Consider the following 24,604-nt stretch of genomic DNA (forward strand, 5'->3'; position numbering starts at 1 on the left):
ACTTATTCGACCGCCTGGATGTCGCGGATCAGCTGTTCAAGATCGGGGTTCTCCGAAATAAAACGGGCGTAGATCGGTTCCATCGCGGATTGGAACGCGGCCGGATCGGACACTTCGTTGATCTCGACGCCTGCGGCTTCGACTTCGGCGCGGCTCGCCTCGGACCGCTCGGCCCACAGGTCGCGCTGGATGGTAGCCGCATTCATCGCCGCCTCTTTGACAATCGCCTTGTCGGTATCGTCGAGGTCGTCCCACACAGTGGTCGAAACGCAGATACATTCGGGGATGATCAGGTGGTTCGTCACCGAGTAGTATTTTGCGACTTCGAAATGGTTCGAGCTGTCAAAGGAGGGGTAATTGTTTTCCGCACCATCGATGACACCTGTCTTGAGCGATTGGTAGACCTCGCCGTAGGCCATGGGGGTTGCGTTCCCGCCCAGCTCGTCAACCATTTGAACATAAAGGTCATTGTTCATAACGCGGAACTTGAGACCCTCCATGTCCGCGGGCGTTACGATGGGGCGTTTGGTGTTGTAGAAGCTGCGCGAGCCGCCATCGAACCACGACAGGGCGACAAGGCCCTGCTCGGCCAGAGCGTCGGAAAACTGTTGCCCGATCTCCCCGTCCATCGCGGTATGCATCTGGTCTTCATCGCGAAAGATAAAGGGCAAGGACAGCACGTTGGTCGCCGGTACGATTTCACCCATCGGCCCCATGTTGAAGTTGCCGACAGCCAGCGCGCCCGAGCGCACCTGTTCGATGGCATCGGGCTGGGCGCCCAGAATCCCGTTGGCATAAACGCTCGGCTCGACGCGGCCCTCGGTCTTTGCGCTCACCTCTTCGGCAAAGGCGTTCAGCGCGACGACGTTGGGGTAGTCATCGGGGTGAATAGCCCAGGTGCGCCATTCTTTGGCAAAGGCGGGGCTTGCCACAAGCGCGGCGAGAGCCAGCGCGGGGACGAAGCGGCGAACAGCTTTGGTCATCGGTGTCATCGGTAAATTCCTCCCTGGAATATCTATGTGCCGAGTCGGCGCCTCGCGCTCTGGCCTCGACGCAAATAGGTATGACAACTTTGTATGATGGGTGCAAGCCTTCCGTCAGAAATTGTCGTATCCACCCGTCGCGCCCCGGTTTGGGCGCATGAAAAAGGCCGGATGCTGACAACATCCGGCCCCCGACTCTTCCGCCGCCCGCAAAGCGCGCTCAATCAGCGCACGGCCGCCCCGACAAGGCGCGCGCAGACCCGCACGGCGGCGGCAATATCTTGGACGCAAACCCATTCAAGGGGCCCGTGAATGTCCTGCATTCCCGTGAAAACATTTGGACAAGGCACCCCCATTTCCGTCAAACGCGACCCGTCGGTGCCGCCGCGAATGGCCTTGGACAGCGGCGTGATGCCCTCGGCCTCACAGGCCGCGCGCGCCAGATCGACAGGCGTCATATCCTGTTCCAGCCAATAGCGCATATTGCGATATTGCGGGGTGATATCGCAGGTGATTTTGGCGCGCGGCTCGCCCGCCGCAAGGGCCGCGCAGGTGGCGCGCAGCATATCGCCAATCTCTTGCAGCCCCGCCAGTTCGAAATCGCGCAGAATGATCGAAACCTCCGCCTCCGCGGCCGTGCCCTGCATTTCGACCACATGCCAGAACCCTTCGCGATGCTGCGTGACCTCGGGCACCCGCGTGCCTTGCGGCAGGATGGAAATCAGCTTTGCGGCAAGATGCAGCGCATTCACCAGCTTGCCATTCGCCGTGCCCGGATGGGTAGACACCCCTTCGATCCGCACAACCGCACCGTCAGCAGAGAAGCTTTCGTATTCGATTTCCCCAAGCGCCCCCCCGTCGAGCGTATAGGCAAAATCCACGCCCAGATCGGCGGGCAGGCGCGGATCGACGCCGCGCCCGATTTCTTCGTCCGGTGTAAAGGCGACGCGGATTTCGGGATGCGCGCTGGCGCTGGTGATCAGATGTTCGATCAAGGTCATGATGATCGCGACGCCCGCTTTATCATCTGCGCCCAAAAGCGTCGTCCCCGATGCTGTGATGATATCGCCCCCGATTTTCTGGGCAAGATAAGGCGATGTCTCAGGGGATAATTTGAGATCGGGGTTATCGGCAAAAGAAATCACCCCGCCGGCGTAGGCGCGGTGCACCACGGGTTTCACACCGCTGGCATGAAAGGCGGGTGCCGTGTCCATATGGGCAACAAAGCCGATCACCGGCCCCGATGCCGTTGCCGGAACGCGCGCCAGAACCACGCCGTAATCGGTGATCCGCACGTCCTGTGCGCCGATCTTGATCAGTTCCGCCTGCAACATCGCCGCCAGATCCAACTGGATTGCCGTCGAAGGCTGCGACGTCGAGCGCGCGTCGCTTTGCGTGTCCACCGCCGCGTAGCGCAGCAGGCGGGTTTCGGTTTTGGCGGCAAAATGTTGGGAAAGGTCGCTCATGTCAGCACTCCGTTTTGCGCCGACAGGATCGTGCCCGCGCGCCCGTGTCAAGCCTGCGGCGCGCGCACCGCATAGCCCAAATCGGCGGATGCCGCGCGGGTCACCTCGCGCAGCAGCGCGCTGTACTCGCCGTGACGCGCCTCATCAAAGCGCAGCATCAAAAACGACATCGACACCGCCGCCACAGGACGGCCGATGTGATCAAACAAAGGTGCCGCCATACAGCGCACGCCCGCTTCATTTTCCTCGATCTCCTCGGCATAGCCGCGCGCGCGCGCAAGGTCCAATTCGGCGCGAAACGTCCGCGGGTCGGTGATCGTCCCTGCGGCATGGGGTGCAAAATCCATCAAGGCCATGCGCGCCGCGATTTCTTCCGGGGCGCGCCACGCCAGCAACGCCTTGCCAAGCGCGGTACAATGAAGCGGATTGCGCATCCCCAGGGTGCATTTCAACGACAGGCTGAAACTGCTTTTATGCTGGTGGATATAGACAACCCGTTGCTCGTGCTCATCCATCACGCCAAGGTTGATCGCCTCGCCGGTCGCGCGCGCAAGCGTTGCCATCGCCCGATCCGCTGCATGCATGAGGCTGCCGTCATCGTTCAACGCCTTGACCGCGACGCCCAGCAGTTTCGTCGATAAGGCATAGTGTTCCGTGTCACGATTCTGGCGCACATAGCCCAAATCCACCATCGTTTGCAAAACCCGATGGGTGGTGCTTTTCGAGGTTAAAGCGCGTTGCGCAATTACCGCAAGGCTTGCTTCGCCCTCCTGCGCCAATGTTTCCAGCACGGCAAACACTTTCAAAACGGAGGCGACATTGTCGGTTTTGGAGGAGGCTTCAGGCATCTGACCATTCTATATTTTATGAAATCAGATACTGAATTTTTTATTCCGACCTGTCAAGCCGACCTAAAGCCATGATTTTGTAGTATATAAATTGTTTCAAGAAATCTATTGCGTCCCCGACGCTCGTATGATGAATTCAAAAATGAAATTTGGTTTCGTTTTTTTGAAACGATAAACCGCAAATTTGGACATCTTGGAACAGGACGCCTTATGCTTACCGTTGAAACCCGTCACGCCATTCACCCCGCGCATGCCAAGACGATGGACACCGCCGCGTTGCGCGACAATTTCCTTGCGCAGTCCCTGTTTGTGCAGGGTGAAATCAAGTTGATCTACACCCATTACGACCGGTTCGTGATGGGCGGCGCGGTGCCTGCGGGCAAGGCCCTGACCCTGGACGTGGTTGCAGAAACCAAAACCGCCACTTTCCTTGAGCGGCGCGAAATGGGCATCGTCAACATTGGCGGGACCGGCACGGTTGCGGCAGATGGTGAAACCTATACCCTCAACAGCGGCGATGTGTTGTATCTGGGCATGGGCACGGGCGCTGTCACCTTTGACGGCGCAGGGCGGTTCTACATCACCTCCGCTCCGGCACATGCGAAATTCCCCAACAAACTCGTGACCTTGGCCGATTGTGTCGAAGTCAAAATGGGGGATGTCGAGAATTCCAACAAACGCACGATCAAGCAGTTCATCCACCCCAATGTCATGGAAAGCTGCCAGTTGATCTTGGGCTATACCTCCCTTGAAGAGGGCTCGGTCTGGAACACGATTCCAAGCCATATCCACGATCGCCGCATGGAAGCCTACCTCTATTGGGGCATGGATGACGCCAGCCGCGTTCTGCATCTGATGGGCGAACCGAGCGAAACCCGCCACCTGATGATCAGCAACGAAGAGGGCGCAATTTCTCCGCCGTGGTCGATCCACTCGGGCGCAGGTATCGGCAAATATACCTTCATCTGGGCGATGGCGGGCGACAATATCGACTATACCGACATGGATTTCATCCAGCCCAAGGACCTGCTGTAAATGTCTGATCTCTTTTCCCTTGAGGGGCACAAAGCCCTTGTGACAGGTGCAAATACCGGCATCGGTCAGGCCATTGCCGTGGCCCTTGCCGCACAGGGCGCAACCGTGACCTGCGCAGGGCGGCGCGCCTGTGACGAGACGGTGGATATGATCACCCGAAACGGGGGCAGCGCCACGACGCTGCTCCTTGATTTTGCGGACCCGATGGCCGCGCGGGACAGCTTTGCGGGGGCGGGCTATACATTGCTGGTCAACAACGCCGGCATCATCCGGCGCGAGGACAGCACCGATTACTCCGAGGCCGATTGGGACGCCGTCATCGACGTGAACCAGAAGGCGCTGTTTTTCACCTGTCAGGCCTTTGGGCGCGAATTGATCGCACAAGGAAAATCCGGCGCCATCGTCAATATCGCCTCGCTATTGTCCTTTCAGGGCGGCATCCGCGTGCCCGCCTACACGGCCTCCAAACATGCGGTGGCGGGGATTACCAAAATCCTTGCCAATGAATGGGCCCCCCATGGGATCACGGTCAACGCGATTGCCCCGGGATACATTGCCACGAATAACACCGATGCGCTGCGCGCCGATCCCGAGCGTGCGAAAGCCATTCTGGATCGAATCCCCGCCGGTCGCTGGGGCGCGGCCGAGGATATCGGCGGAACCGCCGCCTACCTCTGTTCGCGGGCGGCAAAATATGTCACGGGTGCGGTTCTGAACGTAGACGGCGGCTGGATGGCCCGCTGAAAGGACCGAATATGACCCTAGACCTCATCTGTCTTGGCGAAGCCATGGGCGAAATTGGCTTTGCGCCAGACGGCAGCCACACCATTGGCGTTGGCGGCGACACATTCAACACGGCCGTTTATCTGGCGCGCGCGGGCATGCGCGCCGGCTTTGGCTCCATGGTGGGCAGCGATCCGTTCGGCATGCGCATCCGCGAAATGCTGCACGAAAACGCGGTCGACGACCGGTTTTTGCTGACCAGCACCCGCGCGACAACCGGTCTCTATTCGATTTCCAACGACGCGAGTGGCGAGCGGTTTTTTCACTACTGGCGGGCCCAGGCTGCGGCGCGCAGCTTTTGGGACGAGGCCACGCCCGAGGCGCTCGACGCCATCGCGCAGACCCCGATGATCTACCTGTCGGGCATCAGCCTCTACACCTTCGACGACAGCCGCGATGCGCTGTTTTCGCTGTTGGAACGCGCGCGGGCGCAGGGCGCGCGGATTGCTTTTGACGGCAATTATCGCCCCCGTTTGTGGGCGGGGCGCGAAGATCACGCCCGCGACATGTTCGCGCGCGCGCTGTCGCTCAGCCATATGGCCTTTCCCACCTTTGACGACGAACAGCTGATGTGGGGCGATTCCTCGACCGCCGACTGCTTGGCGCGGATGCAGGGCTACGGCGTCGAAACCGTGGTGCTTAAAAGCGGGGCGGAGGGGTGCGTGATCCGCCAGAACGGTCTCGACACCCATGTTCCCATCCCCGCGCCGGTTGTGCCCGTCGATACCACCGCCGCGGGCGACAGCTTTAACGCCGGCTATTTGGCCGCGCATCTGCAAGGCGCGCGCGCACAGGACGCCGCGATCGCCGGTCACAAGCTTGCGGGGCGGGTGATCGCCCACCGCGGGGCGATCCTGCCGCGCGACTAGGCTCTTTTAGCGAAAGCGCAGCATCTCGGGGGTGAGCTGATCCAATCGGGTCACCCCCATCAACCGCATCGCGCGGGTGATTTCGGCCTGCATCAGACCCAAAGCCCGCTCGACTCCGGGCTGACCTGCCGCGGCCAGCGGAAAGAGGTAATACCGCCCCAGACCCACCGCTTTCGCACCCAGGGCCATCGCTTTGAGGACATGGGTGCCGCGCGTCACGCCGCTGTCCAGGATCACATCCATCCGGTCTCCGACGGCTTGAACGATCTCGTCAAGCTGGTCGAAACTCGAGCGCGAGCCGTCAAGCTGGCGCCCCCCGTGGTTGGAAATCACGATCCCCGTACAGCCGATATCGGCAGCGCGGCGTGCATCCGCAGCGCTCATAATTCCCTTGAGACAGAATTCACCGCCCCATTCGGCCACCATTTGCGCCACATCGTCCCAGTTCATCGACGGGTCGAGCATCTCGGTGAAATAGCGCCCGATGGTCAAGGTATCGCCCTTCATATCAATGTGGGCGTCGAGTTGGGGCAGCGAGAATTTCTCGTGCGTGACGTAGTTTATCCCCCAGGCAGGCTTCATCGCAAAAGCCGCCGCCCCGCCCAGGGTCAGCTTGAAGGGGATGGAAAATCCCGTGCGCAGATCGCGTTCGCGGTTGCCCCCCGTGATACTATCGACGGTCAGCATCATCACCTTGATGCCGCTTTCCTTGGCCTTTGCCATCATGGCGCGGTTCAAACCGCGATCCTTGTGGAAATAGAACTGGTACATCTGCGGATTGGCGTGTTTTCGGGCCAATTCTTCCATGGACACGGTGCCCAGCGAGGAGACGCCAAACATCGTGTCGTATTTTTCCGCCGCCGCCGCCACGGCCCGCTCGCCCTGATGGTGAAACAGCCGTTGCAACGCCGTGGGCGAACAATAGACCGGCATCCCGATTTTCTGCCCCATGACGGTCACGGACATATCCACCTCCTGCACGCCGCGCAGCACGTTGGGGATCAGATCGCAGGTCTCAAAGGCCGAGGTGTTGCGCCGATAGGTGGTCTCGTCATCCGCCGCCCCGTCGATGTAGTTGAAGATCGGCGCGGGCAAGCGGCGCTGCGCCAGCCTGCGGAAGTCTTTGAAATTATGACAATCTGTCAGGCGCATGTCGCCTCTCCTTGCACAGTGTCGCGCCAGCTTTGGGCATAGGCTTGCAAGCGCGCGACATCTTCGGGCTTTATTTTCCGGCTCGCGGGGGGCTGCGCGTGTTCGGCAAACAACAGCGCGCTGCCCACGCTGGTGCCGGTCGCGGATTGCGCCACTTCGACCCCTTCGCGGCGCAGGGCCGCCAGCATCGCCAGATAATCGGCGTTGCGCGCAAACGGCCCCTCGACGATCACCGGGCCTTGCGCGCCGATCAGCGTCAGACATGTGTCGCTCATCAACGCCAGATACCACGACAGCGCCACCATCCGCGCGCCAGGGCTTTGCGGGGGCCGGGTCCAGCCGCCCGTTTTGCCTTTGAACGGGCCGGAATTGGGCTCTACGGCGGGCAAAAGCATCACCTTTTGCGCCAGAACCGCCGCGCGGTCCGCTTGGCTAACCTCCGTCGCCGCGCCGTCACGGATCAGTTCGAATTCGCGCCCGCCCATGAAGCGCGCCGAGGGCACAGGATCGCCAAGCGCATTCACATTGACCAAAGTATCCCGCGCCGGATCAAGGCGCTGCGCCGCGCCGTTCACGGCCATCGCAATCACCCAGGTCCCTGTGGAAACGACCGAGAAACCTCCCTGTCGCCCCAGAACATGCGGATACAGCGAGGCATTGCTGTCGTGGATGCCACAGACCACCGGCGTTGTTTGCGCAAGACCCGTTCGCGCGGCAATATCGACACTAACATGGCCCAAAACATCGCTGGAGCGATGCGGCGCGCCAAGTTTTTCCCTCAGGCCAAGCCGCTCAACCAGCGGCGAGAACGCCCGCTCGAAGGGGTTCCAGAGATCGGTGTGACACCCAAGAGAGGTCACATCCGTGCCAAACTGCCCCGTCAGGCGATAGACCCAATATTGCGGATAGGTCAGCACATGGGCGACGCGGTCCGACAATTGCGGATCCTCGGAGAACTGCCAGAAAATCTGCGCGCCAAGGTTCAATCCCATGCCCAGACGCGGCGATCCGGTCAGCGCGAAATCGGGGCGAATGGCGTCATAGGCGGCGGCGCAAGAGTCCGGCCCTTCATGTTCGTAGTCCAGCATCGGCGCCGCGAGGCCACCTTGGGCGTCCAGCAGCACCGCCGCCGCGCCATGCGTGGTCACCGAAATTGCATCGACGCCGTAGCTGGCCTGAAATCTGGTGAGGTTCTCGACAAAGAAATCCCAATGCCCGTCAAGATCGAAATGGGGATAGGGCGGCCCCGCCAAGACGGTGTTGGGGCGGGTGACCACGGCGATTTCGCCCAGCGTCTCGCCATCGACCAACACCAGCTTGGCGTTGGTTTTCCCGACATCAATCACCGCGATATGACGCGGGGCGCTCATGGCAGGTGGAACACGGGCGTCAAATCGACCTGCGCGGGTCGGTTGTCGGCATGTGTTTCCATGATATCGGCCATATGCGCCCACCATTTTTGCATCACCGGATGATCCGGCAGACTGTCCATGCTGTGATCGTCGCGCCGCCACAAAACCCCGAACAGCGCGCGGGTTTGCGGGTCATAATGGATCGAATAATCCTCGACCCCTGCCTCTTTGAGCAAGCTCACCAATTCTGGCCAGATCTCGTCATGGCGCTTGCGATATTCGTCCAGTTTGCCCGCATGCAGGGTCATTCGGAAAGCATATTTTTCCATCACGCCCTCCGCAGCTTTGCCCAGAGGCGCGGTAGGGCGATGACCCCGATCAACAACAGGCCGATAAAGATCGACATCACGATGCCCGGAACATTCAGCAGGCCAAGGCCAAAGGTCACAAGCCCCATGACAAAGGCCGCGATCACCACGCCGGGGATGGATCCCGAACCGCCCAGAATGTTCACGCCGCCCAGCACGACCATGGTCACCACTTCCAGTTCCATGCCCGTGCCGATAGAGGGGCGCGTCGACCCAAGGCGCGAGGTCAGGCAGATTGCCGCCAGTCCCGACATCAATCCGGTGAGCAAAAAGAGGATCATTTTGACGCGCCCGACGCGGATGCCCGAAAACAGCGCCGCAGTGGCATTGTTGCCCACGGCATAGACCGCGCGGCCAAAGTTGGTTTTGTGCAGCACCACGCCGTAGACCACCGCCAACAGGGCGAAAATCACGAATTCGACCGAGATCACCCAAAACACATAGCCCTGACCGAACCACGCGAAATCAGCCGGGTAGCCGCGAAACGCGCCGTCGCCAAGGATGATGTAGCTGATGCCGCGAAACAGGCTCATTGTGCCGATGGTGACCACGATGGACGGCAAGCCGAACCGCGTGACCAGCACGCCGTTGAACGCCCCGCACAGCAGACCCGTGCCAAGCCCGACCAGCACCAGAACCGGCGTCCCTGCGCCCAGTTGCAGCGCAACGCCCATCGCGGTAGAGGCCAGCGCGATGATCGACGCAACCGACAGGTCGATTTCCCCCGCGACGATCAGCAGGGCCATGGCAAAGGCAATCATCGCCTTTTCGGTAAAGTTGAACGTGGCGTCAGACAGGCTCCAGGCGTTCAGAAAATAGGGCGACGCAAAGCTGTTGAGGATGAAAATCCCGATCGCCACGACCAGCAGCAGGCTTTCCCAGCTTTTGAGGGCCCGCGCCAGCGGCGTGGTCAGTTGATCGGGAATGGAACGGGGACGATGGTCGGCCATGCTCATTGGGTTACCTCCGCAGATTTGAGGATGACGCGGCCTTTTGTGCGATCCGCGCGGGCATTGAACAGGACGGCGATGATGATCGCGGCGCCCGAAATTGCGAGTTGCCAGAAGGGAGAAATATCAACCACAGGCAAGGCGTTCTTGATGATGCCAAGAAAGAGCGCGCCCAAGATAGCGCCGCCAACAGTCCCTATTCCGCCTGCAATCGAGATGCCGCCAATCACGCAGGCCGCGACAACGTCCAACTCGAACCCGCCGGCGATATCAACATAGGCGACCGCGTAGCGGGCGATCCACAGATACCCGCACAGCCCCGCCAGCATCCCCGAGATCACAAAGGCGATGAATTGCGACCGCCCCACGTTGATCCCCGTGTAGACGGCGGCATGGGGATTGCCCCCCACGGCATAGAGGGCGCGCCCCATCGGGGTGCGGGTCATCACCACCAGCATCACCAGCGCCACCAGAATGGCAATCCAGCTGAGCACCGGCAGGCCGAGGATCACATGGCGCGCAAATCCGGTGAAAGAGGCGCTCATTTCATGGGAATTGACCCATTGCCCGTCCGACAACAAAAAGATCACGCCGCGAAAAATGGTCATCGTGCCCAGCGTCACCACGATGGGGGGGATGTCGAGCTTCCAGACCAGAAGGCCGTTGATCGCCCCCAAAGCCGCGCCCAACGCCAGGGCCACGACAAGGATCACCCCAATCGGCAGGCCCGGCATGGCGACGTTCAGCATGGCACAGACCATGCCCGTCAGCGCCAGATTGGCCGCAACCGAGAGGTCGATGCAACGGGTGAGGATCACCACCATCTGCCCAAGCGCCAGAATGATCAACGGCGAGGTATCATTGAACACCGCCGCCAGATTGGCCGGACGGATGAAGGCGCCGTAGCGGGTAGCGACAAGCGCCAAAAGGGCCACAATCGCCCCCGTCAGGATCGCTTCGCGCGATTTGAGAAAGCTCATGCTGCCTCTCCTTTTGATCCGATGCCCGCTGCGTGGCGCACCAGGGTTTCAGGGGTCAGGTCATCGCCCGCCAATTCGGCCACCATGCGCCCCTCGCGCATCACGATCACCCGATCGGACATGCCCAGAATTTCGGGGATTTCCGAGCTGACCATGATCACCGACAGGCCCTGCCCCGCCAGTTCGGACATGAAATCATGCACGGCGGCTTTCGAGCCGATGTCGATGCCTTTCGTCGGCTCGTCGAGGATGATGACCTTGGGCTGGGTGGCCAGCCATTTGGCAATGACGACTTTTTGCTGGTTGCCGCCCGACAGGCTGCCGACAGGCGTGTCAAGGGACGCCGCCCGCAGGTCCAGACGTTGCGTATACTCGCGCGCCAGCGCGAATTCCTCGGCCAGCCGGATAAATCCGTTTTTCGACGTCTTGCCCAAAGAGGGCAGCGTGACGTTCTGAAAAATCGGCATGGTGGTGATCGCGCCCTGCTTGCCGCGATCTTCGGGCACATAGACAATGCCCGCGTCAATCGCATCGGCAGGCGAGCGGATCACGCGAATATCGCCAGCGACCCGCGCCACGCCTTTTGACGGCTTGGTGATGCCGATCAGGCTTTGCATGAACTCCGAGCGCCCCGCGCCCACCAGCCCGTAAAACCCGAGGATCTCCCCGCGTTTGAGACTGAAATTGATGTCCTCGAATTCGGTGGGGTGGGAATAGCCCACCACTTTGAGCACCTCATCGCCAATCCGCGCGGCGCGTTTGGGAAAAATCTGGTCGACCGCGCGGCCCACCATCATTTGCACCAGTTGCGCCTCGTCGATCTCGGCCATTTTGCCCGCCGCCACGAATTGCCCGTCGCGAAACACGGTGTAGCGGTCGGCAATGCGGAAAATCTCGTCGAATTTGTGGCTGATGAACAGGATCGCCTTGCCCTGCGCCTTGAGTTGATCGACCAGCTCGTAGAGCTCTTCGATCTCTTTCTGGCTCAGCGCGGCGGTGGGTTCATCCATGATCACCACACGCGCCTCGATCGACAGGGCGCGGCTGATGGCAACAAGGTGTTTGGAGGCGATGCCAAGGTCGCGCAGCCGCACATCGACATCCATGGATGCGCCGATCCCGTCAAGAATGGCACGCGCCTCGCGCTTCATGCGTGCGGTGTCGATCAGCCCGAATTTACCCTTGGGCGCATGGCCCAAAAAGATATTTTCCGCGACCGACAACTCGTCGAACAACACCGTTTCCTGATGGATCGCCGTGACCCCCGCATCCGCCGCCGCCTGGGCGGTGGGAAAGCGCACGGGCGCGCCGTCAAGGCGGATATCGCCCCCGTCGGGCTGGTAGATCCCCGTCAGAATTTTGACGATGGTCGATTTGCCCGCGCCGTTTTCCCCGATCAGCGCCGTCACTTCGCCCGGATAAAGCGCAAGCTGCACCCCGTCGAGCGCCCGCACGCCTGGAAATTCTTTGACGATTTGATCAAGTGCCAGCACGGGCGTTTCACCCGATGCCGGACTGTTGGTCATGGCTTGCATGATCCCGCCCCCCGCTGGTCGAAAAAAGGGGACGGCGCGCGGGATGGCCCCCCAATGCGCGCCGTCCTTCAAAACACCCCTGAAAAATCAGAAGATGTCTTTGAAATCGTCGATGTTCGAGCTGTCATAGACAAAGGGATCGGCCATCGCGCCGGAGGTCGTGTCATCCAGCGTCACCTCCCCCATGCGGCCCATCGAAATGGTCGCACCCGGCTCGGCCGTCGCATCGCCTTTGGCCAGATGATAGGCAATCATCGTCGCCGAATAGCCCAGATCAATCGGGTTCCAGATCGCGAAAGACTGCGACGCACCCGATTCAACTGCGCCCGCCATTTCCGAGGGCAGGCCCAGACCGGTGACATTCACCTGACCGACTTTGCCTGCATCCACGACGGCTTGCGCGGCGGCGACGATGCCCACCGAGGTCGGCGCGATGATCGCATCGAGATCGGGGTAGGATTGCATCAGGCCGGTCGCCTCGCGGTAGGATTTATCCGCCAGATCGTCGCCATAGACGGTCGCGACCACCTCGATTCCCGGGTAGTTGCCCATCACCTTGTTCATTTCTTCGATCCAGATGTTCTGGTTCGTCGAGGTGGTGGTTGCCGACAGCACCGCCACTTCACCGCCCTCGGGCAAATGATCCGCGGCAAGTTTGATAATCATGTTGCCGATCAGAGGGTTGGACGAGGGGTTGAGGTGCATCATGCGGCCCTCTTCGGCCACGCCGCTGTCCCACGAAATGACTTTGATGCCGCGCTGCATGGCCTTTTTCAGCGTGGGCACAAGCGCATCGGTGTCATTGGCCGACACGGCAATCGCGTCAACATTCTGCGCGATGAGCGAGTTGATCACCTCGATCTGACCCTCTGCCGTGGTGTCGGTCGGGCCGGTGTAGATGATTTCCACATCCCCCAGCTCTGCCGCCGCTTCTTCTGCGCCTTTGGCAGCCGCTTCGAAAAAGCCGATGCCGAGTGCTTTCACAACAACGGCGATCCGCATGTCATCCGCAGAGGCTGCGCCCGCAAACAGGCCGCTCGCCACCGCAACGGTGGTCAAAAGTTTCGTCAGTTTCATGGTATCCTCCCTAAGGTCCATTTCCCGTTTCCAACCGGCCCGCCGCGTGTCGCGTCAGGTGCCGGTTCCCTCCCTCATCGTGGCGCTCGGGGTGGCCACAACAAGTTTCACATCGCCGGCCTCAAGCATGGCCGCCGCCCGATCGCTGATCCCGTCATCGGTGATCAACACGTCGATCCGCTCCAGCGCGCAGAGCACAAGGCTCGATCGCTGGTCAAATTTCGTGGAATCGGCCAGCACGACCAATTCATCCGCCTGCCCGATCAGCTTTTGTTCCGCCTGGATCAGCAGCGGGTCGGCCTCCATCAGCCCCAGCGGGCCGATGCCCTGCGCGCCCATGAACATGCGCCGCGCGTAGAAATTGCGCGTCACGTCGTTCTCGAACGGCGACAGGACGATATTCTGCTCGCGGTAGATCACGCCCCCCGACAGCAGGATGGTGTTTTTGGAATTCTTCAGCAGATGCTCGGCAATCGCGAAAGAGTTGGTAAAGACCTGACAGCGGCGCGAGGCCAGCGGATGCACCATCTGAAACGTGGTCGTCCCGCCATTGATGATGATCGGCTCGCCCTCGGCGCACATTTCCACCGCAGCGCGCGCGATTGCTTGCTTTTGCGCGATTCTGAGCGTTTCGTTCACCGCAAAGGGGCGCCCCGCAAGGCCGGGAAACTGGTTTGGATTGAGGGCTTCGGCCCCGCCACGAATGCGCTTGAGCTTCTTTGCGACGTGCAAAGCCGCAATATCGCGCCGAATTGTCGCCTCTGAGGCCCCCGTCAGCGCGCAGAGATCCACCACCGTCACAACGGGGCGATCCTGTACCGCAGACAGAATGATCCTATGGCGTTCTTTTTCGTGCATTCGTTCCTCCAATGCTCACAAATCTGCGCGGATGATCAATCATTGTCAATCATAAATTGTCATTTCAATCATTATGCAGGTGCAGCATGATTGTTTATGATTGTTTGTGATTGACAATCTGTCACACCACGGGCAGGGTCCGGTTGAAATTCATCGATACTTACTGGACGATCGGGAGGAGATTACCAATGACAACCGCATCCTTGCGGCTGAAATCCCTGTGGGATGATGCCAAAGCTGCCACGATGAGCGAATCCGAAAAGCTTTTGTACCGCTCGAACCTGCTTGGCTCGGACAAGCGCGTGACCAACTACGGCGGCGGCAATACCTCCGCGAAGGTCATGGAAACCGACCCGCTGACGGGGGGCGAGGTCGAAGTGCTTTGGGTCAAAGGCTCGGGCGGCGATGTCGGTTCGATCAAAATGGACGGTTTTGCGACCCTCTACATGGACAAGCTGCGCGCGCTCAAAGGCAAGTATCGCGGCCTTGAGCATGAGGACGAAATGGTTGGCTTCCTGCCCCATTGCACGTGGAACTTGAACGCCCGCGCCGCCTCCATCGACACGCCGCTGCACGCCTATGTGCCCAAGAAGCACGTCGATCACATGCACCCCGATGCGATCATCGCCATCGCGGCCTCCAAAAATTCCAAGGAACTCACCCAACAGATTTTTGGCGATACCATCGGCTGGCTTCCGTGGAAAAAACCGGGCTACGAATTGGGCCTCTGGCTGGAGGATTTCTGCCTCAAAAACCCCGATGCCAAGGGCGTTGTCCTTGAATCCCATGGTCTTTTCACGTGGGATGATGATGCGAAAACCTGCTATGAATTGACGCTCGACATCATCAACACCGCCATCGAGTTCTTTGCCAAGGAAACCGAGGGCAAGCCCGCATTCGGTGGTCCCGTGCACGACTCCCTCGACGCGGAGGCGCGCCGCGCTGTGGCCGCGCGCCTCATGCCGGCGATTCGCGGCATGGTGTCGGGCGTGCAGCATATGGTCGGCAATTTCGACGATTCCGATGCGGTGCTGGAATTCGTGAACTCGGCCAACCTGCGCCCCCTCGCCGCTCTGGGCACCTCCTGCCCCGACCACTTCCTGCGCACCAAGATCTGCCCGCTGGTGGTTGATTTCGTGCCCGCCGAAAACAACATCGACGCCGTGCTTGCGGGTCTGCCCCAACAGGTCGCCGACTACCGCGAGGGCTACAAAGCCTATTACGAGCGCTGCAAACACGCCGATTCCCCCGCGCTGCGCGATCCCAACGCCGTGGTCTATCTGATCCCGGGTGTCGGCATGATCACCTTCGCCAAAGACCGTGCGACGGCGCGCATCTCGGGCGAGTTTTATGTCAATGCGATCAACGTGATGCGCGGCGCCTCGGCGGTGTCGCAATATTGCGGCCTGCCCGAACAGGAAGCCTTTGACATCGAATACTGGCTTCTGGAAGAGGCCAAGCTGCAACGCATGCCCGCGCCCAAATCCATGGCCGGTCGTGTGGCGCTGATCACCGGCGGGGCGGGGGGCATCGGGGCCGCAACGGCCGCGCGCTACCTGTCCGAAGGGGCCTGCGTGATGCTCGCCGACATCAACATGGACGCATTGCAAGAGGTGCGCGACGGCTTTGCCAAACAGTTCGGCCGCGACGTGGTGCGCGCGGTGGAAATGAACGTGACCGACGAGGCGGCTGTGGCGCGCGCCTACGCCGACATCGCGGTGGAATTTGGCGGCGTCGACATTCTGGTGTCCAATGCGGGCATCGCCTCCAGCGCGTCGATCGAGGAAACATCGCTGGCGCTGTGGAACAAGAACATGGACATTCTGTCCACGGGCTATTTCCTGGTCTCGCGCGAAGCCTTCAAGGTGCTGCGCACCCAAGGCATCGGCGGCGCCGTGGTCTTCGTGGCATCGAAAAACGGCCTTGCCGCCTCGCCCAATGCTTCCGCATATTGCACGGCGAAAGCGGCCGAAATCCACCTTGCGCGCTGTCTTGCGCTGGAGGGGGCCGAAGCGGGCATTCGCGTGAACGTGGTCAACCCCGATGCGGTGCTCAAGGGCTCGAAAATCTGGGAAGGCGAGTGGCTCGAACAGCGCGCGGGCACCTATGGCACCGACAAGGAAGGCTTAGAGGAAATGTATCGCAACCGCTCCATGCTCAAGCGCTCTGTCCTGCCCGAGGACATCGCAGAGGCCGCCTATTTCCTTGCTTGCGACCGTTCTGCCAAATCGACCGGCAATATCATCAACGTGGACGCAGGCAACGTCCAGGCCTTCACACGCTAAGGTGTCCAAAATGATCAAAACAGACACTATTTCGGCGCAAAACGCCAAGTACGAAGCGAATCTGAGGGCGGATTACGCCGCCCTTGGCGACAAGCTGGCGCGCGCGGGCATCGACATCGACGCCGTCAAAGAGCGCGCGAAATCCTTTGGCGTTGCCGTGCCCTCCTGGGGGACGGGCACCGGCGGCACCCGCTTTGCCCGCTTCCCGGGCGAGGGCGAGCCGCGCCATATTTTCGACAAGCTCGACGATTGCGGCGTGATCCACAGCCTCACCCAAGCCACCCCCAGCGTGTCGCTGCATATTCCCTGGGACAAGGCCGATCTGGGCGACATGTTGGCCAAGGCCGAGGAGCATGGCCTCAAATTCGACGCGATGAATTCGAACACCTTTCAGGACCAGCCCGATCAGGCGCAGTCCTACAAGTTCGGCTCTCTGTCGCACAATGAGGCCGCGACCCGTCAACAGGCCATCGAGCACAACCTTGAGTGCATCGAAATCGGCGACAAGCTGGGGTCAAAAGCCCTGACCGTCTGGATCGGGGACGGCTCGAACTTTCCCGGTCAGACCCACATGGGCCGCCAGTTCGAGCGCTACATGGGATCGATGAAGGAAATCTACAAAGGCCTGCCCGACGATTGGCGGATCTTTTCCGAGCACAAGATCTACGAGCCTGCGTTCTATTCCACGGTCGTTCAGGATTGGGGCACCAGCTACCTGATCGCCAGCGAGTTGGGCGACAAGGCGCAGTGCCTCGTTGATCTGGGGCACCACGCACCCAATGTGAACATCGAAATGATCGTGAGCCGCCTGATCCGTCAGGGCAAACTGGGTGGTTTCCACTTCAACGACAGCAAATACGGCGACGATGATCTGGATTCCGGCACCATCGACCCCTACCGCCTGTTTCTTGTGTGGAACGAATTGGTGGATGCCGAGGGCACAGAGGGGTTGAACCTCAGCCATATGATCGACCAGTCGCATAATGTGACCGATCCGATCGAAAGCCTGATGATCTCGGCGATGGAAATCCAGCGCGCCTTCGTTCAGGCAAGCCTTGTGGATCGCAAAGCACTCGCCGGATATCAGGACGCCAATGATGCGCTGATGGCTTCGGCCACCTTGCGTGCAGGCTTTCGCACCGATGTCGAGGCAATCGTCGCCATGGCGCGGCTTGAAACCGGCGGGGCGATTGATCCGATCATGACCTACCGCGCCTCAGGCTATCGCGCGCAGGTCAGCGCCGTGCGTCCGAAAGTCTCCGGTGCCGGCGGCGGGATTGTCTGAATCCTGCTGGATCAGAGACTGAATTTGCGACAGGGCGGGGGACATTCTCCGCCCTTTTGCGTTACACCAGCGCGATCCCCGCAAGGATAAACAGCGCCAGAAAGACGGTCTGCACCGCCAGCATCGCAATCGCCGTGCCGCCGACATCGGCCAGTTTGGCAAGCGAGGTTTTCATCCCCACTGCCGCGACAGCCGTGACCAGAGCCGCGCGCGACAGGCTTGAGGCCGGATCAAGCAGAGCCTGCGGCACGATATGGGCCGAATTCAACAGCGCAAGGATCAAGAACGCCACCACAAAGGCGGGCATCAAGGGCGGGCGTTTGCCCGTTGCCGGCGCATGTCGGCGCAGGATCAGCGCGCCGATCAACACGGTGGGCGCAAGCAGGGTGACGCGGATCAGTTTGACCACCGTCGCCAGATCGCCGGTCTCGTCCGACACCGAATAGCCCGCCCCCACAACCTGGGCCACGTCGTGGATCGTGCCGCCCAAAAACAACCCCGTATCGCGCATCCCAAGGCCGAGTGGTGACGCAAGGATGGGGTAGAGGATCATTGCAACGGTCGAAAACACCGTCACCGAAATGACCGTAAAGGCCAGATCGCGCTCGGAATTTTCCCGCTCCGGCAAGATGGACGCAATCGCCATCGCCGCCGAGGCCCCGCAGATCGCCACCGAGCCACCGGTCAGGAACCCGAAGGCGCGGTCCTTGCCAAACAGCCCCGCAATCGCGACCGAGGCAAGGATCGTCACCGCAACCCCCGCGATGATCACCCCGACAAACACAGGCCCGATGTCGCGCACCATTTCCACGCTGACCCGCAGCCCCAAAAGCGCCACGCCGACCCGAAGCAGCGTGCGCGCCGCGAAAGCGATGCCCTGCGCCGTGCGCTCGTTTTCCGACAGGAACTGGAACGCAATGCCCAAAAGGATTGCCATCAACATGACCGGCACCCCGTAGTGATCGGACATGAATTGCGCGGCCATCGCCACCATGATCGACAGCGCCAATCCGGGTGCAATTTGGCGGCCCGCCTGCACAAGATGCGGGCGCGAGAGGGCAGATAGAAACATGAGGAACGCTTTCGTCTGGGCGGGCGGAGGGGACGCGCCGGTGGGCACGCAGGGCAAGACAAGCCTGCCCCGCGCGATGTATCGACACAAGGTCGCTTAGTTCAAGTCGGCAGCGCGCGCCGCATCCACGTCGCTCTGGGCTTTGCTCACGGCGCTTTCCATCGCGGCGAAGATTTCATCGCCGCGCGTCACATTGGCTTTGAACCACGCGTAGACCGGCGCAGCCGCATCCGCAAAGGCCTGCTTTTCGTCCGGCGTGGGCACGTAAAGATCGCCGCCACCGGCCACGAATTCCTCATAGGCGGGGATGGATTTGCGCTTGGGCGAGGCAAAAGTGGCCTGTTGCAACGCATAGAACCCGTCCACCACGACGCGGCGCATGTCTTCGGGCAGGGCGAGGAATGTCTCGTTCGACATCCACCACAGCGCGCCCATATAGGCATGGCCGTCAAGCGTCAGATACTGCAAACCGGCATCGGGGAATTTCATGCCCATGATGTCGGTGATGCCGTTTTTCGTGCCCTCGACCACACCGGTTTGCAGCGAGGTAAACAGTTCGGGCCAGGGGATCGGCGTGGGCGAAGCGCCCATCGCGCGCACCAGCTCTTGCGGCAGATCGGCCACAACGGTGCGCATTTTCAACCCCTCCAGATCGTCCGGCGTCGCCACACGGTGTTTGGTATTGGCAAAGTTGCGCCAGCCGCCGGTGTTGCCGATGGTCATCAAGCGGATCGTGTCGCCCGAATCTTCAAGCGCCATCTGGCGCATGGTGCGGGTGAAATCCCCCGACAGCACGGCTTCCGCAATCCGGTCGTCGCTCATGAGATAGGGCAGATCGAGCACCTGCACGTAAGGAAACAGCCCCGCCGCGCCGCCGGAGGTGGAAATATACACGTCGATGGCGCCATCCGCGACGCCTTGCAAACATTCCGCACCGTTGGAACACAGCTGCGTGCCGATGAACAATTCAACGCCGATCGCCCCGTTCGAAGCGCTTTCGACGTAGTTTTTGAACACGACAAGCCCGTCGTAATCCTCATCATTCTCGTTGGAATTCGCGGTCGCGCGGATCGTGTATTCCTGCGCTTGCGCCGCCGTGCCCGCCATCAGCGCGCTTGCGGCCAAAAGGGCCGTGAAGGTTGATTTTACAGTGGTTTTCAGCATGGTTTCCTCCCTGAAACGATGTTGGGTCTTTGGTAAAGCTCTAATTGGCAAATCCGGTCAAACGCGGAAGTGTCATGGAAATCGCGGGGAAATAGGTGATGAGGAAAATCACCACCACTTCCACCGCCAAGAAGGGCAAAATGGCGCGCGCGATGGTCGTGACCTTTTCACCCGAGACCGCAGAGGCGACAAATAACACCAGCCCCATGGGCGGGGTGGCCAAGCCGACGGTCAGGTTCACGCACATGATGATCGCAAAATGGATGCTATCGACGCCCATGCCCGTAAACACCGGCCCCAGGATCGGACCCAAAATGATAATCGCAGGGCCTGCGTCCAGGAACATGCCCACCGCGAACAACAACAGGTTGATCAGCAGCAACAACAACAGCGGGTTCGAGGTCAGCCCAAGGATGAAATCGGCCATGAATTCCGGCGCGTGACTGAGCGAAACCACGGTTTTGAACGACATCGCCGCGCCCACGAGCAACAGCACCACCGCCGAGGTGATCCCGGCCCGCCCCAGCACATCGGGCAGTTCGGACAGTGTCATGGTTTTAAGCACGAACAGGCTGACGATCAGGGAATAGGCCACGGCGACCGCCGCCGCTTCGGTCGGGGTGAAAACCCCCGCCAGAATCCCCCCCAGAATGATGATCGGCGTGAGCAGCGGGAAAAACGCTTTCAGGCTGGCCTGCCCCCGCTCGCCCCAGGTGTATTTGCGCGAGGCAACGGGAAAATCGTATTTATCGGCCAGAACCTTGATCATCAGCATCAGGCCAAGCCCGACCAGAATCCCCGGCACAAGCCCCGCCAGAAACAGCGCGGCAACACTTTCGCCCATGACATAGGCGTAGATGATCATGATGCCCGACGGCGGAATGATCGGGCCGATCACGGAACTTGCCGCCGTGATCGCCGCAGCAAATTTGCGGGTGTAGCCCTGCTTTTCCATTGCCGGAATCAGCATCGATCCCAGCGCCGAGGTGTCGGCCACCGCCGAGCCCGACAACCCCGCAAACAGCATCGAGGACAGCACATTCACATGCGCCAACCCGCCGCGCAAATGCCCCATGAGCGCTTGGGAAAACGCGACCAGCCGCAGGGTGATCCCGCCGCGGTTCATCACCTCTCCCGCGAGCATGAAAAACGGGATCGCCATCAGCGGGAAACTGTCCATCCCGTTGTAAAGATTGCGATACAGCAGGGTGATGTCGCGCTCCTGGCCGTTCAGCCACAGCAGAATTCCGGGGGCCGCAAGCAGCCCGAAGAACACCGGCAAGCCCAGCATCAGGAACAGCAGGAAAAGCGGCAGAAACCAGATCAGCATCATTCGGCTCCCTTCACATCGCCCGACGGGATCAGCGGCAAGGCGACCTGCCCGTCCAGCAACCGCGCAAGGCTGCGCAGGATCAATTCGATATTTACCGAAATCAGCAGGACCAGACCCACAACAAGCGAGGCCATCATCCACGAGCGCGGCACGCGCAGCCATGCATCGAAACCAAGCGAGGTCGGCACATAAAGCGATGCCGAGGCAAAGCGCCCGCCAAGGCCCGTGACCTCTTTCCAGCCGATCTGCACCGCGATGACCATCACCGCCAGCGACAGGGCAAGCAGCACCAGTGCCAGCATCTGCGCCGGGCGCGCGGGCAACATCAACGGCACCGTGTCGATGGCCACGAACCCCCCGCGACGAAAGGCCGTGGGCGCCATGAGGCCCGTCATCCACAACATGCAGAACCGCGCCGCTTCATCGGGCCACGGCAGGGCATTGTTCAACACGTAGCGAAAGAACACCTGCAAAAGGATCGCGATCACCATCGCGGCAACCGCCACCATGCCAATCGCGCGCGCCCCCCTCAGGACGCAGTCGTTCAGCCAAGACAGCGGCACGATAAGTGCCAGTAATGCCTTCATTTTTTCTCTCCCTCTGCGACATCATGGGGGCCTCCTCGCCCGCATGATCCGCGTCCCTTCAGTGTTCGATACGTCCAACCTTACCGTTAAAAAACGCCAGCGGTGCACCGGATCGCAAGCTGGCACGCACCACCGCGCCCACCACAATCGCATGGTCCCCCCCTGCGTGGACCGCATGGCGCGCGCAATCGAAGCGCGCGAGGCAATGGTGCAGGATCGGCACGCCCTCGGCGTTTTCGCCCATCGGCGCATCGGCCACCGCAGGCCCGTGTCTGGCAATCGCAAAGGCCAGATCGGCCTGATCCGCGCCCATGATGTGGATGGCGAAATGCGCGGCTTGCACGAAGGCTTCAAAGCGGCGCGAAGCCCGCGCAGGCGACCACAGCACCAGCGCCGGATCGAGCGAAACCGAGGCGAAACTATTGGCCGTCATTGCGACCACGCCCGCCGGCCCGCGCGCGGTCACGACCGTGACGCCGGTTGCAAATTGTCCGAAAGCGTCGCGCAGCAGCCGCGTGTTGGTGGCATCGGGCACAAATACCGTTTCGTCGATATGCGCGAGGCCCATCAGGCGACCTCGCGGCCCAGAGCAGCCTCATAAAGGCGAAACCAGTCCTGACGATCGAGGGTGACCTTCAGCGCGTCGGAAATTGTCGGAATGCGCGACAGGGAATTGGTGCCCAGCACCGGCAGGATCTTGGCGGGATGGCGCAGCAACCACGCCACAGCCACCGCCGCGCGGTCCACGCCCTGCGCGCCAGCCAGTTCATCAAGGATCGCCGTGATCGCCGTGTCCTGCGTCATCAAACTTCCGCCGCCCAGCGGCGACCACGCCATCACCGGATTGCCAAGGCGCTGGTGACACGCCAGATCGCCGTTGGTGAACGGGTCGATGGCCGCCAATGACAGCTCGATCTGGTTGGTCACCAGCCTGGATGTCATCGCCGATTGCAGCAGCGCGACATCATAGGGGCGAAAGTTCGACACGCCCACGGCGCGCACCTTGCCGCTTGTTACCAAAGCGTCGAGAGCGGCGCCGGTTTCGGCGTGGTCCATCAGCGGATCAGGCCGGTGGATCAGTAACAGGTCGATATAATCCGTTCCCAGATCCGACAACGAGGCCGCCACCGAGGCCTCGATATGGGCGCGGCTGGTGTCGTAGTGTTTGACCCGCGCGCCCGCATGCCGCCCCGCATCGACGACGATGCCGCATTTGGTAACAATTTCGAGCCTTTGGCGCAGCTTGGGGTCCGCTTTCAACGCCTGCCCGAAGATCGCTTCGGCCGTGTAGCCGCCATAAATATCGGCCTGATCCATCGTCGTGATCCCCTGCGCAAGGCAGGCGTCGATCTTGGCGCGCACATGCGCAACGGAGGTGTCGGCATCATCGCCAATCCGCCACATGCCATAGACAAGACGGGAGAAATCGAGGTCGGGGGTGAGGTTGATACGCTCCATCAGCGGCGTTCTCCTGCGCCCAAGGGGGTTGCGGGCATCCGCGCCGGCACCCGCCCGTAGGCGTGATTTAGTTGCGTGGTTTTGAGATGGGGCAAGACGCGTTTGCCAAAATGCCCGGCCTCGTCGATATGCGGATAGCCCGACAGTATGAAGGCGCGGATCCCCATGTTTTTATAGGTCTCCAGCTTGCTCAGCACCTGATCGCTCGACCCCACCAACGCCGCGCCACAGCCCGAACGGGCGCGCCCGATTCCCGTCCACAGATGGGGTTCGATATAGCCGTCCAGATCCGCCAATTCGCGGTTCCTGGCCTGATGGCTGACCCCGAGGGACCCTGAATCCAGCGCGCGTTCGCGAATGGCGCGCCCGTAATCGTCATCAAGTTTGGACGCAATATAGCGTGCGTAGTCTTTTGCCTCTGCCTCGGTATCGCGCACGATCATATGGACGCGCAGCCCGTAATCGAGGGTGCGTTTGTGACGTGTCGCGGCGGCATGAGCAGCCTTCATCCGCCCTTCGAGCTCTTCGATCTTTTCCGGCCACATCAAATAAACATCGCAATGCTCGCCGCACAGATCGAGCGCGTCGGGCGAATAGCCCCCAAAGTACAGCAGCGGCCCGCCCGTCTGATAGGGTTTGGCCGGATCGGTGGTGAGACCCGCAAAATCATAGACCGCGCCGTGGTGATTGATCTCGTCCCGGGTCCACGCCTGCTTGAGGATTTCAACCACCTCGCGCGACCGCTGGTAGCGATAGGGGCTGTCTTCCTTTTGGCCGGGAAAATCCGAGGAAATGATGTTCACCGTCAGACGACCTTGCAACATGTGATCGAGCGTTGCGATGGTGCGCGCCAGCATGATGGGCTGCATTTCCCCGCAGCGCACGGCGGCAAGCAGGTTGATCTTGTCAGTGATCGGCGCACAACCCGCCACAAAAGACAGCGTGTCCTGCCCCACCTGATAGCTGGAGGGGCACAGGATATTGCCAAATCCTTGGGCTTCGGCCGTTTTCACGATGTCGCTGCAATGCGCCCAGCTTGAGCGCAGATCCCCATCCGGCACGCCCAGAAACTGGTAGTCATCCGAACAGAGTGCCGAAAACCAGGCGACTTCGACGGCGTCCAGATCGGCGGATGTCACGGGGACAACTGTCATGGCTTCCCTC

Annotated in this window: 23 protein-coding genes; 5 read left to right on the forward strand and 18 right to left on the reverse strand. The window is 60.9% G+C overall.

Annotated features, from left to right (window positions below):
- Positions 1-2: 2 nt before the first annotated feature.
- From AQS8620_RS03375 to AQS8620_RS03385, 3 genes are all read right to left on the reverse strand, one after another.
- Positions 3-992: a TRAP transporter substrate-binding protein gene (locus AQS8620_RS03375; RefSeq protein ID WP_085835445.1), complete on the reverse strand. Its 990-nt coding sequence runs from the start codon at positions 990-992 to the stop codon at positions 3-5.
- A gap of 215 nt (positions 993-1,207) precedes the next feature.
- On the reverse strand, positions 1,208-2,449 hold the full coding sequence (pepT, locus tag AQS8620_RS03380; RefSeq protein WP_085835446.1) for a peptidase T: 1,242 nt from the start codon (positions 2,447-2,449) through the stop codon (positions 1,208-1,210).
- Positions 2,450-2,496: 47 nt separating this feature from the next.
- On the reverse strand, positions 2,497-3,297 hold the full coding sequence (locus tag AQS8620_RS03385) for an IclR family transcriptional regulator domain-containing protein (RefSeq protein ID WP_085835447.1): 801 nt from the start codon (positions 3,295-3,297) through the stop codon (positions 2,497-2,499).
- A gap of 210 nt (positions 3,298-3,507) precedes the next feature.
- Here AQS8620_RS03385 and kduI point away from each other — a divergent pair, with 210 nt between their 5' ends.
- From kduI to AQS8620_RS03400, 3 genes are read left to right on the forward strand one after another with little or no spacing between them, the layout of a single operon-like run.
- Positions 3,508-4,332 carry a 5-dehydro-4-deoxy-D-glucuronate isomerase gene (gene kduI, locus AQS8620_RS03390; RefSeq protein WP_085835626.1) on the forward strand — a complete coding sequence of 275 codons (825 nt, stop codon included), beginning with the start codon at positions 3,508-3,510 and terminating at the stop codon, positions 4,330-4,332.
- Positions 4,333-5,076: a 2-dehydro-3-deoxy-D-gluconate 5-dehydrogenase KduD gene (gene kduD, locus AQS8620_RS03395; RefSeq protein WP_085835448.1), complete on the forward strand. Its 744-nt coding sequence runs from the start codon at positions 4,333-4,335 to the stop codon at positions 5,074-5,076.
- A gap of 11 nt (positions 5,077-5,087) precedes the next feature.
- Positions 5,088-5,984 carry a sugar kinase gene (locus AQS8620_RS03400; protein ID WP_085835449.1) on the forward strand — a complete coding sequence of 299 codons (897 nt, stop codon included), beginning with the start codon at positions 5,088-5,090 and terminating at the stop codon, positions 5,982-5,984.
- 6 nt (positions 5,985-5,990) lie between these two features.
- On the opposite strand, the gene AQS8620_RS03405 is transcribed toward AQS8620_RS03400, so the two are convergent.
- The 8 genes from AQS8620_RS03405 to AQS8620_RS03440 all read right to left on the reverse strand — a co-directional run bounded on the left by AQS8620_RS03405 (position 5,991) and on the right by AQS8620_RS03440 (position 14,256).
- Entirely contained in the window at positions 5,991-7,136 is a 1,146-nt protein-coding gene (locus tag AQS8620_RS03405) for an alpha-hydroxy acid oxidase (RefSeq protein WP_085835450.1), read from the reverse strand.
- Positions 7,127-8,506, reverse strand: coding sequence for an FGGY-family carbohydrate kinase (locus tag AQS8620_RS03410; protein ID WP_085835451.1), 1,380 nt, complete (start codon positions 8,504-8,506; stop codon positions 7,127-7,129). The genes AQS8620_RS03405 and AQS8620_RS03410 overlap by 10 nt, the downstream gene beginning before the upstream one ends.
- Entirely contained in the window at positions 8,503-8,817 is a 315-nt protein-coding gene (rhaM, locus tag AQS8620_RS03415; protein ID WP_085835452.1) for an L-rhamnose mutarotase, read from the reverse strand. The genes AQS8620_RS03410 and rhaM overlap by 4 nt, the downstream gene beginning before the upstream one ends.
- Positions 8,817-9,812, reverse strand: coding sequence for an ABC transporter permease (locus AQS8620_RS03420; protein WP_143267401.1), 996 nt, complete (start codon positions 9,810-9,812; stop codon positions 8,817-8,819). The genes rhaM and AQS8620_RS03420 overlap by 1 nt, the downstream gene beginning before the upstream one ends.
- Positions 9,809-10,786: an ABC transporter permease gene (locus AQS8620_RS03425; RefSeq protein WP_085835454.1), complete on the reverse strand. Its 978-nt coding sequence runs from the start codon at positions 10,784-10,786 to the stop codon at positions 9,809-9,811. Before AQS8620_RS03425 ends, AQS8620_RS03420 begins: the two co-directional genes overlap by 4 nt.
- Positions 10,783-12,312, reverse strand: coding sequence for a sugar ABC transporter ATP-binding protein (locus tag AQS8620_RS03430; RefSeq protein ID WP_085835627.1), 1,530 nt, complete (start codon positions 12,310-12,312; stop codon positions 10,783-10,785). The genes AQS8620_RS03425 and AQS8620_RS03430 overlap by 4 nt, the downstream gene beginning before the upstream one ends.
- Positions 12,313-12,408: 96 nt before the next feature.
- Positions 12,409-13,398, reverse strand: coding sequence for a rhamnose ABC transporter substrate-binding protein (rhaS, locus tag AQS8620_RS03435; RefSeq protein ID WP_085835455.1), 990 nt, complete (start codon positions 13,396-13,398; stop codon positions 12,409-12,411).
- A gap of 54 nt (positions 13,399-13,452) precedes the next feature.
- A complete protein-coding gene (locus AQS8620_RS03440; protein ID WP_085835456.1) occupies positions 13,453-14,256 on the reverse strand; it encodes a DeoR/GlpR family DNA-binding transcription regulator in 804 nt (267 codons plus the stop codon).
- Positions 14,257-14,444: 188 nt separating this feature from the next.
- Here AQS8620_RS03440 and AQS8620_RS03445 point away from each other — a divergent pair, with 188 nt between their 5' ends.
- Both AQS8620_RS03445 and rhaI read left to right on the forward strand, forming a co-directional pair.
- Complete coding sequence (locus AQS8620_RS03445) at positions 14,445-16,541, forward strand: bifunctional rhamnulose-1-phosphate aldolase/short-chain dehydrogenase (protein WP_085835457.1); 2,097 nt, start codon at positions 14,445-14,447, stop codon at positions 16,539-16,541.
- A 10-nt stretch (positions 16,542-16,551) separates the two neighbouring features.
- Positions 16,552-17,826, forward strand: a complete 1,275-nt coding sequence (gene rhaI, locus AQS8620_RS03450; RefSeq protein WP_085835628.1) for an L-rhamnose catabolism isomerase — start codon at positions 16,552-16,554, stop codon at positions 17,824-17,826.
- Between the two features lie 61 nt (positions 17,827-17,887).
- On the opposite strand, the gene AQS8620_RS03455 is transcribed toward rhaI, so the two are convergent.
- From AQS8620_RS03455 to AQS8620_RS03485, 7 genes are all read right to left on the reverse strand, one after another.
- Positions 17,888-18,898: a YeiH family protein gene (locus AQS8620_RS03455; RefSeq protein ID WP_085835458.1), complete on the reverse strand. Its 1,011-nt coding sequence runs from the start codon at positions 18,896-18,898 to the stop codon at positions 17,888-17,890.
- 96 nt (positions 18,899-18,994) lie between these two features.
- On the reverse strand, positions 18,995-20,062 hold the full coding sequence (locus tag AQS8620_RS03460) for a TRAP transporter substrate-binding protein (RefSeq protein ID WP_085835459.1): 1,068 nt from the start codon (positions 20,060-20,062) through the stop codon (positions 18,995-18,997).
- A gap of 40 nt (positions 20,063-20,102) precedes the next feature.
- The gene (locus AQS8620_RS03465; protein WP_085835629.1) at positions 20,103-21,392 is read right to left on the reverse strand and encodes a TRAP transporter large permease; all 1,290 of its coding nucleotides are present in this window, start codon (positions 21,390-21,392) and stop codon (positions 20,103-20,105) included.
- The gene (locus tag AQS8620_RS03470; RefSeq protein ID WP_085835460.1) at positions 21,392-21,982 is read right to left on the reverse strand and encodes a TRAP transporter small permease; all 591 of its coding nucleotides are present in this window, start codon (positions 21,980-21,982) and stop codon (positions 21,392-21,394) included. The genes AQS8620_RS03465 and AQS8620_RS03470 overlap by 1 nt, the downstream gene beginning before the upstream one ends.
- A gap of 58 nt (positions 21,983-22,040) precedes the next feature.
- The gene (locus tag AQS8620_RS03475; protein ID WP_085835461.1) at positions 22,041-22,550 is read right to left on the reverse strand and encodes a flavin reductase family protein; all 510 of its coding nucleotides are present in this window, start codon (positions 22,548-22,550) and stop codon (positions 22,041-22,043) included.
- Positions 22,550-23,440 carry an aldo/keto reductase gene (locus AQS8620_RS03480; RefSeq protein WP_085835462.1) on the reverse strand — a complete coding sequence of 297 codons (891 nt, stop codon included), beginning with the start codon at positions 23,438-23,440 and terminating at the stop codon, positions 22,550-22,552. The genes AQS8620_RS03475 and AQS8620_RS03480 overlap by 1 nt, the downstream gene beginning before the upstream one ends.
- A complete protein-coding gene (locus AQS8620_RS03485; RefSeq protein ID WP_085835463.1) occupies positions 23,440-24,594 on the reverse strand; it encodes an LLM class flavin-dependent oxidoreductase in 1,155 nt (384 codons plus the stop codon). The genes AQS8620_RS03480 and AQS8620_RS03485 overlap by 1 nt, the downstream gene beginning before the upstream one ends.
- Positions 24,595-24,604: the final 10 nt, after the last annotated feature.

The sequence above is a fragment of the Aquimixticola soesokkakensis genome, assembly GCF_900172375.1.
GTDB lineage: Bacteria > Pseudomonadota > Alphaproteobacteria > Rhodobacterales > Rhodobacteraceae > Aquimixticola > Aquimixticola soesokkakensis.

What these genes read in the sequence shown, in the direction of transcription:
- rhaS (WP_085835455.1), bottom strand. Translation starts at nt 13,398, where the DNA reads ATGAAACTGACGAAACTTTTGACCACCGTTGCGGTGGCGAGCGGCCTG.
- AQS8620_RS03465 (WP_085835629.1), bottom strand. Translation starts at nt 21,392, where the DNA reads ATGCTGATCTGGTTTCTGCCGCTTTTCCTGCTGTTCCTGATGCTGGGC.
- kduD (WP_085835448.1), top strand. Translation starts at nt 4,333, where the DNA reads ATGTCTGATCTCTTTTCCCTTGAGGGGCACAAAGCCCTTGTGACAGGT.
- pepT (WP_085835446.1), bottom strand. Translation starts at nt 2,449, where the DNA reads ATGAGCGACCTTTCCCAACATTTTGCCGCCAAAACCGAAACCCGCCTG.
- AQS8620_RS03385 (WP_085835447.1), bottom strand. Translation starts at nt 3,297, where the DNA reads ATGCCTGAAGCCTCCTCCAAAACCGACAATGTCGCCTCCGTTTTGAAA.
- AQS8620_RS03475 (WP_085835461.1), bottom strand. Translation starts at nt 22,550, where the DNA reads ATGGGCCTCGCGCATATCGACGAAACGGTATTTGTGCCCGATGCCACC.
- kduI (WP_085835626.1), top strand. Translation starts at nt 3,508, where the DNA reads ATGCTTACCGTTGAAACCCGTCACGCCATTCACCCCGCGCATGCCAAG.
- AQS8620_RS03405 (WP_085835450.1), bottom strand. Translation starts at nt 7,136, where the DNA reads ATGCGCCTGACAGATTGTCATAATTTCAAAGACTTCCGCAGGCTGGCG.
- AQS8620_RS03470 (WP_085835460.1), bottom strand. Translation starts at nt 21,982, where the DNA reads ATGAAGGCATTACTGGCACTTATCGTGCCGCTGTCTTGGCTGAACGAC.
- AQS8620_RS03425 (WP_085835454.1), bottom strand. Translation starts at nt 10,786, where the DNA reads ATGAGCTTTCTCAAATCGCGCGAAGCGATCCTGACGGGGGCGATTGTG.
- AQS8620_RS03420 (WP_143267401.1), bottom strand. Translation starts at nt 9,812, where the DNA reads ATGAGCATGGCCGACCATCGTCCCCGTTCCATTCCCGATCAACTGACC.
- AQS8620_RS03375 (WP_085835445.1), bottom strand. Translation starts at nt 992, where the DNA reads ATGACACCGATGACCAAAGCTGTTCGCCGCTTCGTCCCCGCGCTGGCT.
- AQS8620_RS03410 (WP_085835451.1), bottom strand. Translation starts at nt 8,506, where the DNA reads ATGAGCGCCCCGCGTCATATCGCGGTGATTGATGTCGGGAAAACCAAC.
- rhaI (WP_085835628.1), top strand. Translation starts at nt 16,552, where the DNA reads ATGATCAAAACAGACACTATTTCGGCGCAAAACGCCAAGTACGAAGCG.
- AQS8620_RS03430 (WP_085835627.1), bottom strand. Translation starts at nt 12,312, where the DNA reads ATGACCAACAGTCCGGCATCGGGTGAAACGCCCGTGCTGGCACTTGAT.
- rhaM (WP_085835452.1), bottom strand. Translation starts at nt 8,817, where the DNA reads ATGGAAAAATATGCTTTCCGAATGACCCTGCATGCGGGCAAACTGGAC.
- AQS8620_RS03400 (WP_085835449.1), top strand. Translation starts at nt 5,088, where the DNA reads ATGACCCTAGACCTCATCTGTCTTGGCGAAGCCATGGGCGAAATTGGC.
- AQS8620_RS03460 (WP_085835459.1), bottom strand. Translation starts at nt 20,062, where the DNA reads ATGCTGAAAACCACTGTAAAATCAACCTTCACGGCCCTTTTGGCCGCA.
- AQS8620_RS03455 (WP_085835458.1), bottom strand. Translation starts at nt 18,898, where the DNA reads ATGTTTCTATCTGCCCTCTCGCGCCCGCATCTTGTGCAGGCGGGCCGC.
- AQS8620_RS03445 (WP_085835457.1), top strand. Translation starts at nt 14,445, where the DNA reads ATGACAACCGCATCCTTGCGGCTGAAATCCCTGTGGGATGATGCCAAA.
- AQS8620_RS03480 (WP_085835462.1), bottom strand. Translation starts at nt 23,440, where the DNA reads ATGGAGCGTATCAACCTCACCCCCGACCTCGATTTCTCCCGTCTTGTC.
- AQS8620_RS03485 (WP_085835463.1), bottom strand. Translation starts at nt 24,594, where the DNA reads ATGACAGTTGTCCCCGTGACATCCGCCGATCTGGACGCCGTCGAAGTC.
- AQS8620_RS03440 (WP_085835456.1), bottom strand. Translation starts at nt 14,256, where the DNA reads ATGCACGAAAAAGAACGCCATAGGATCATTCTGTCTGCGGTACAGGAT.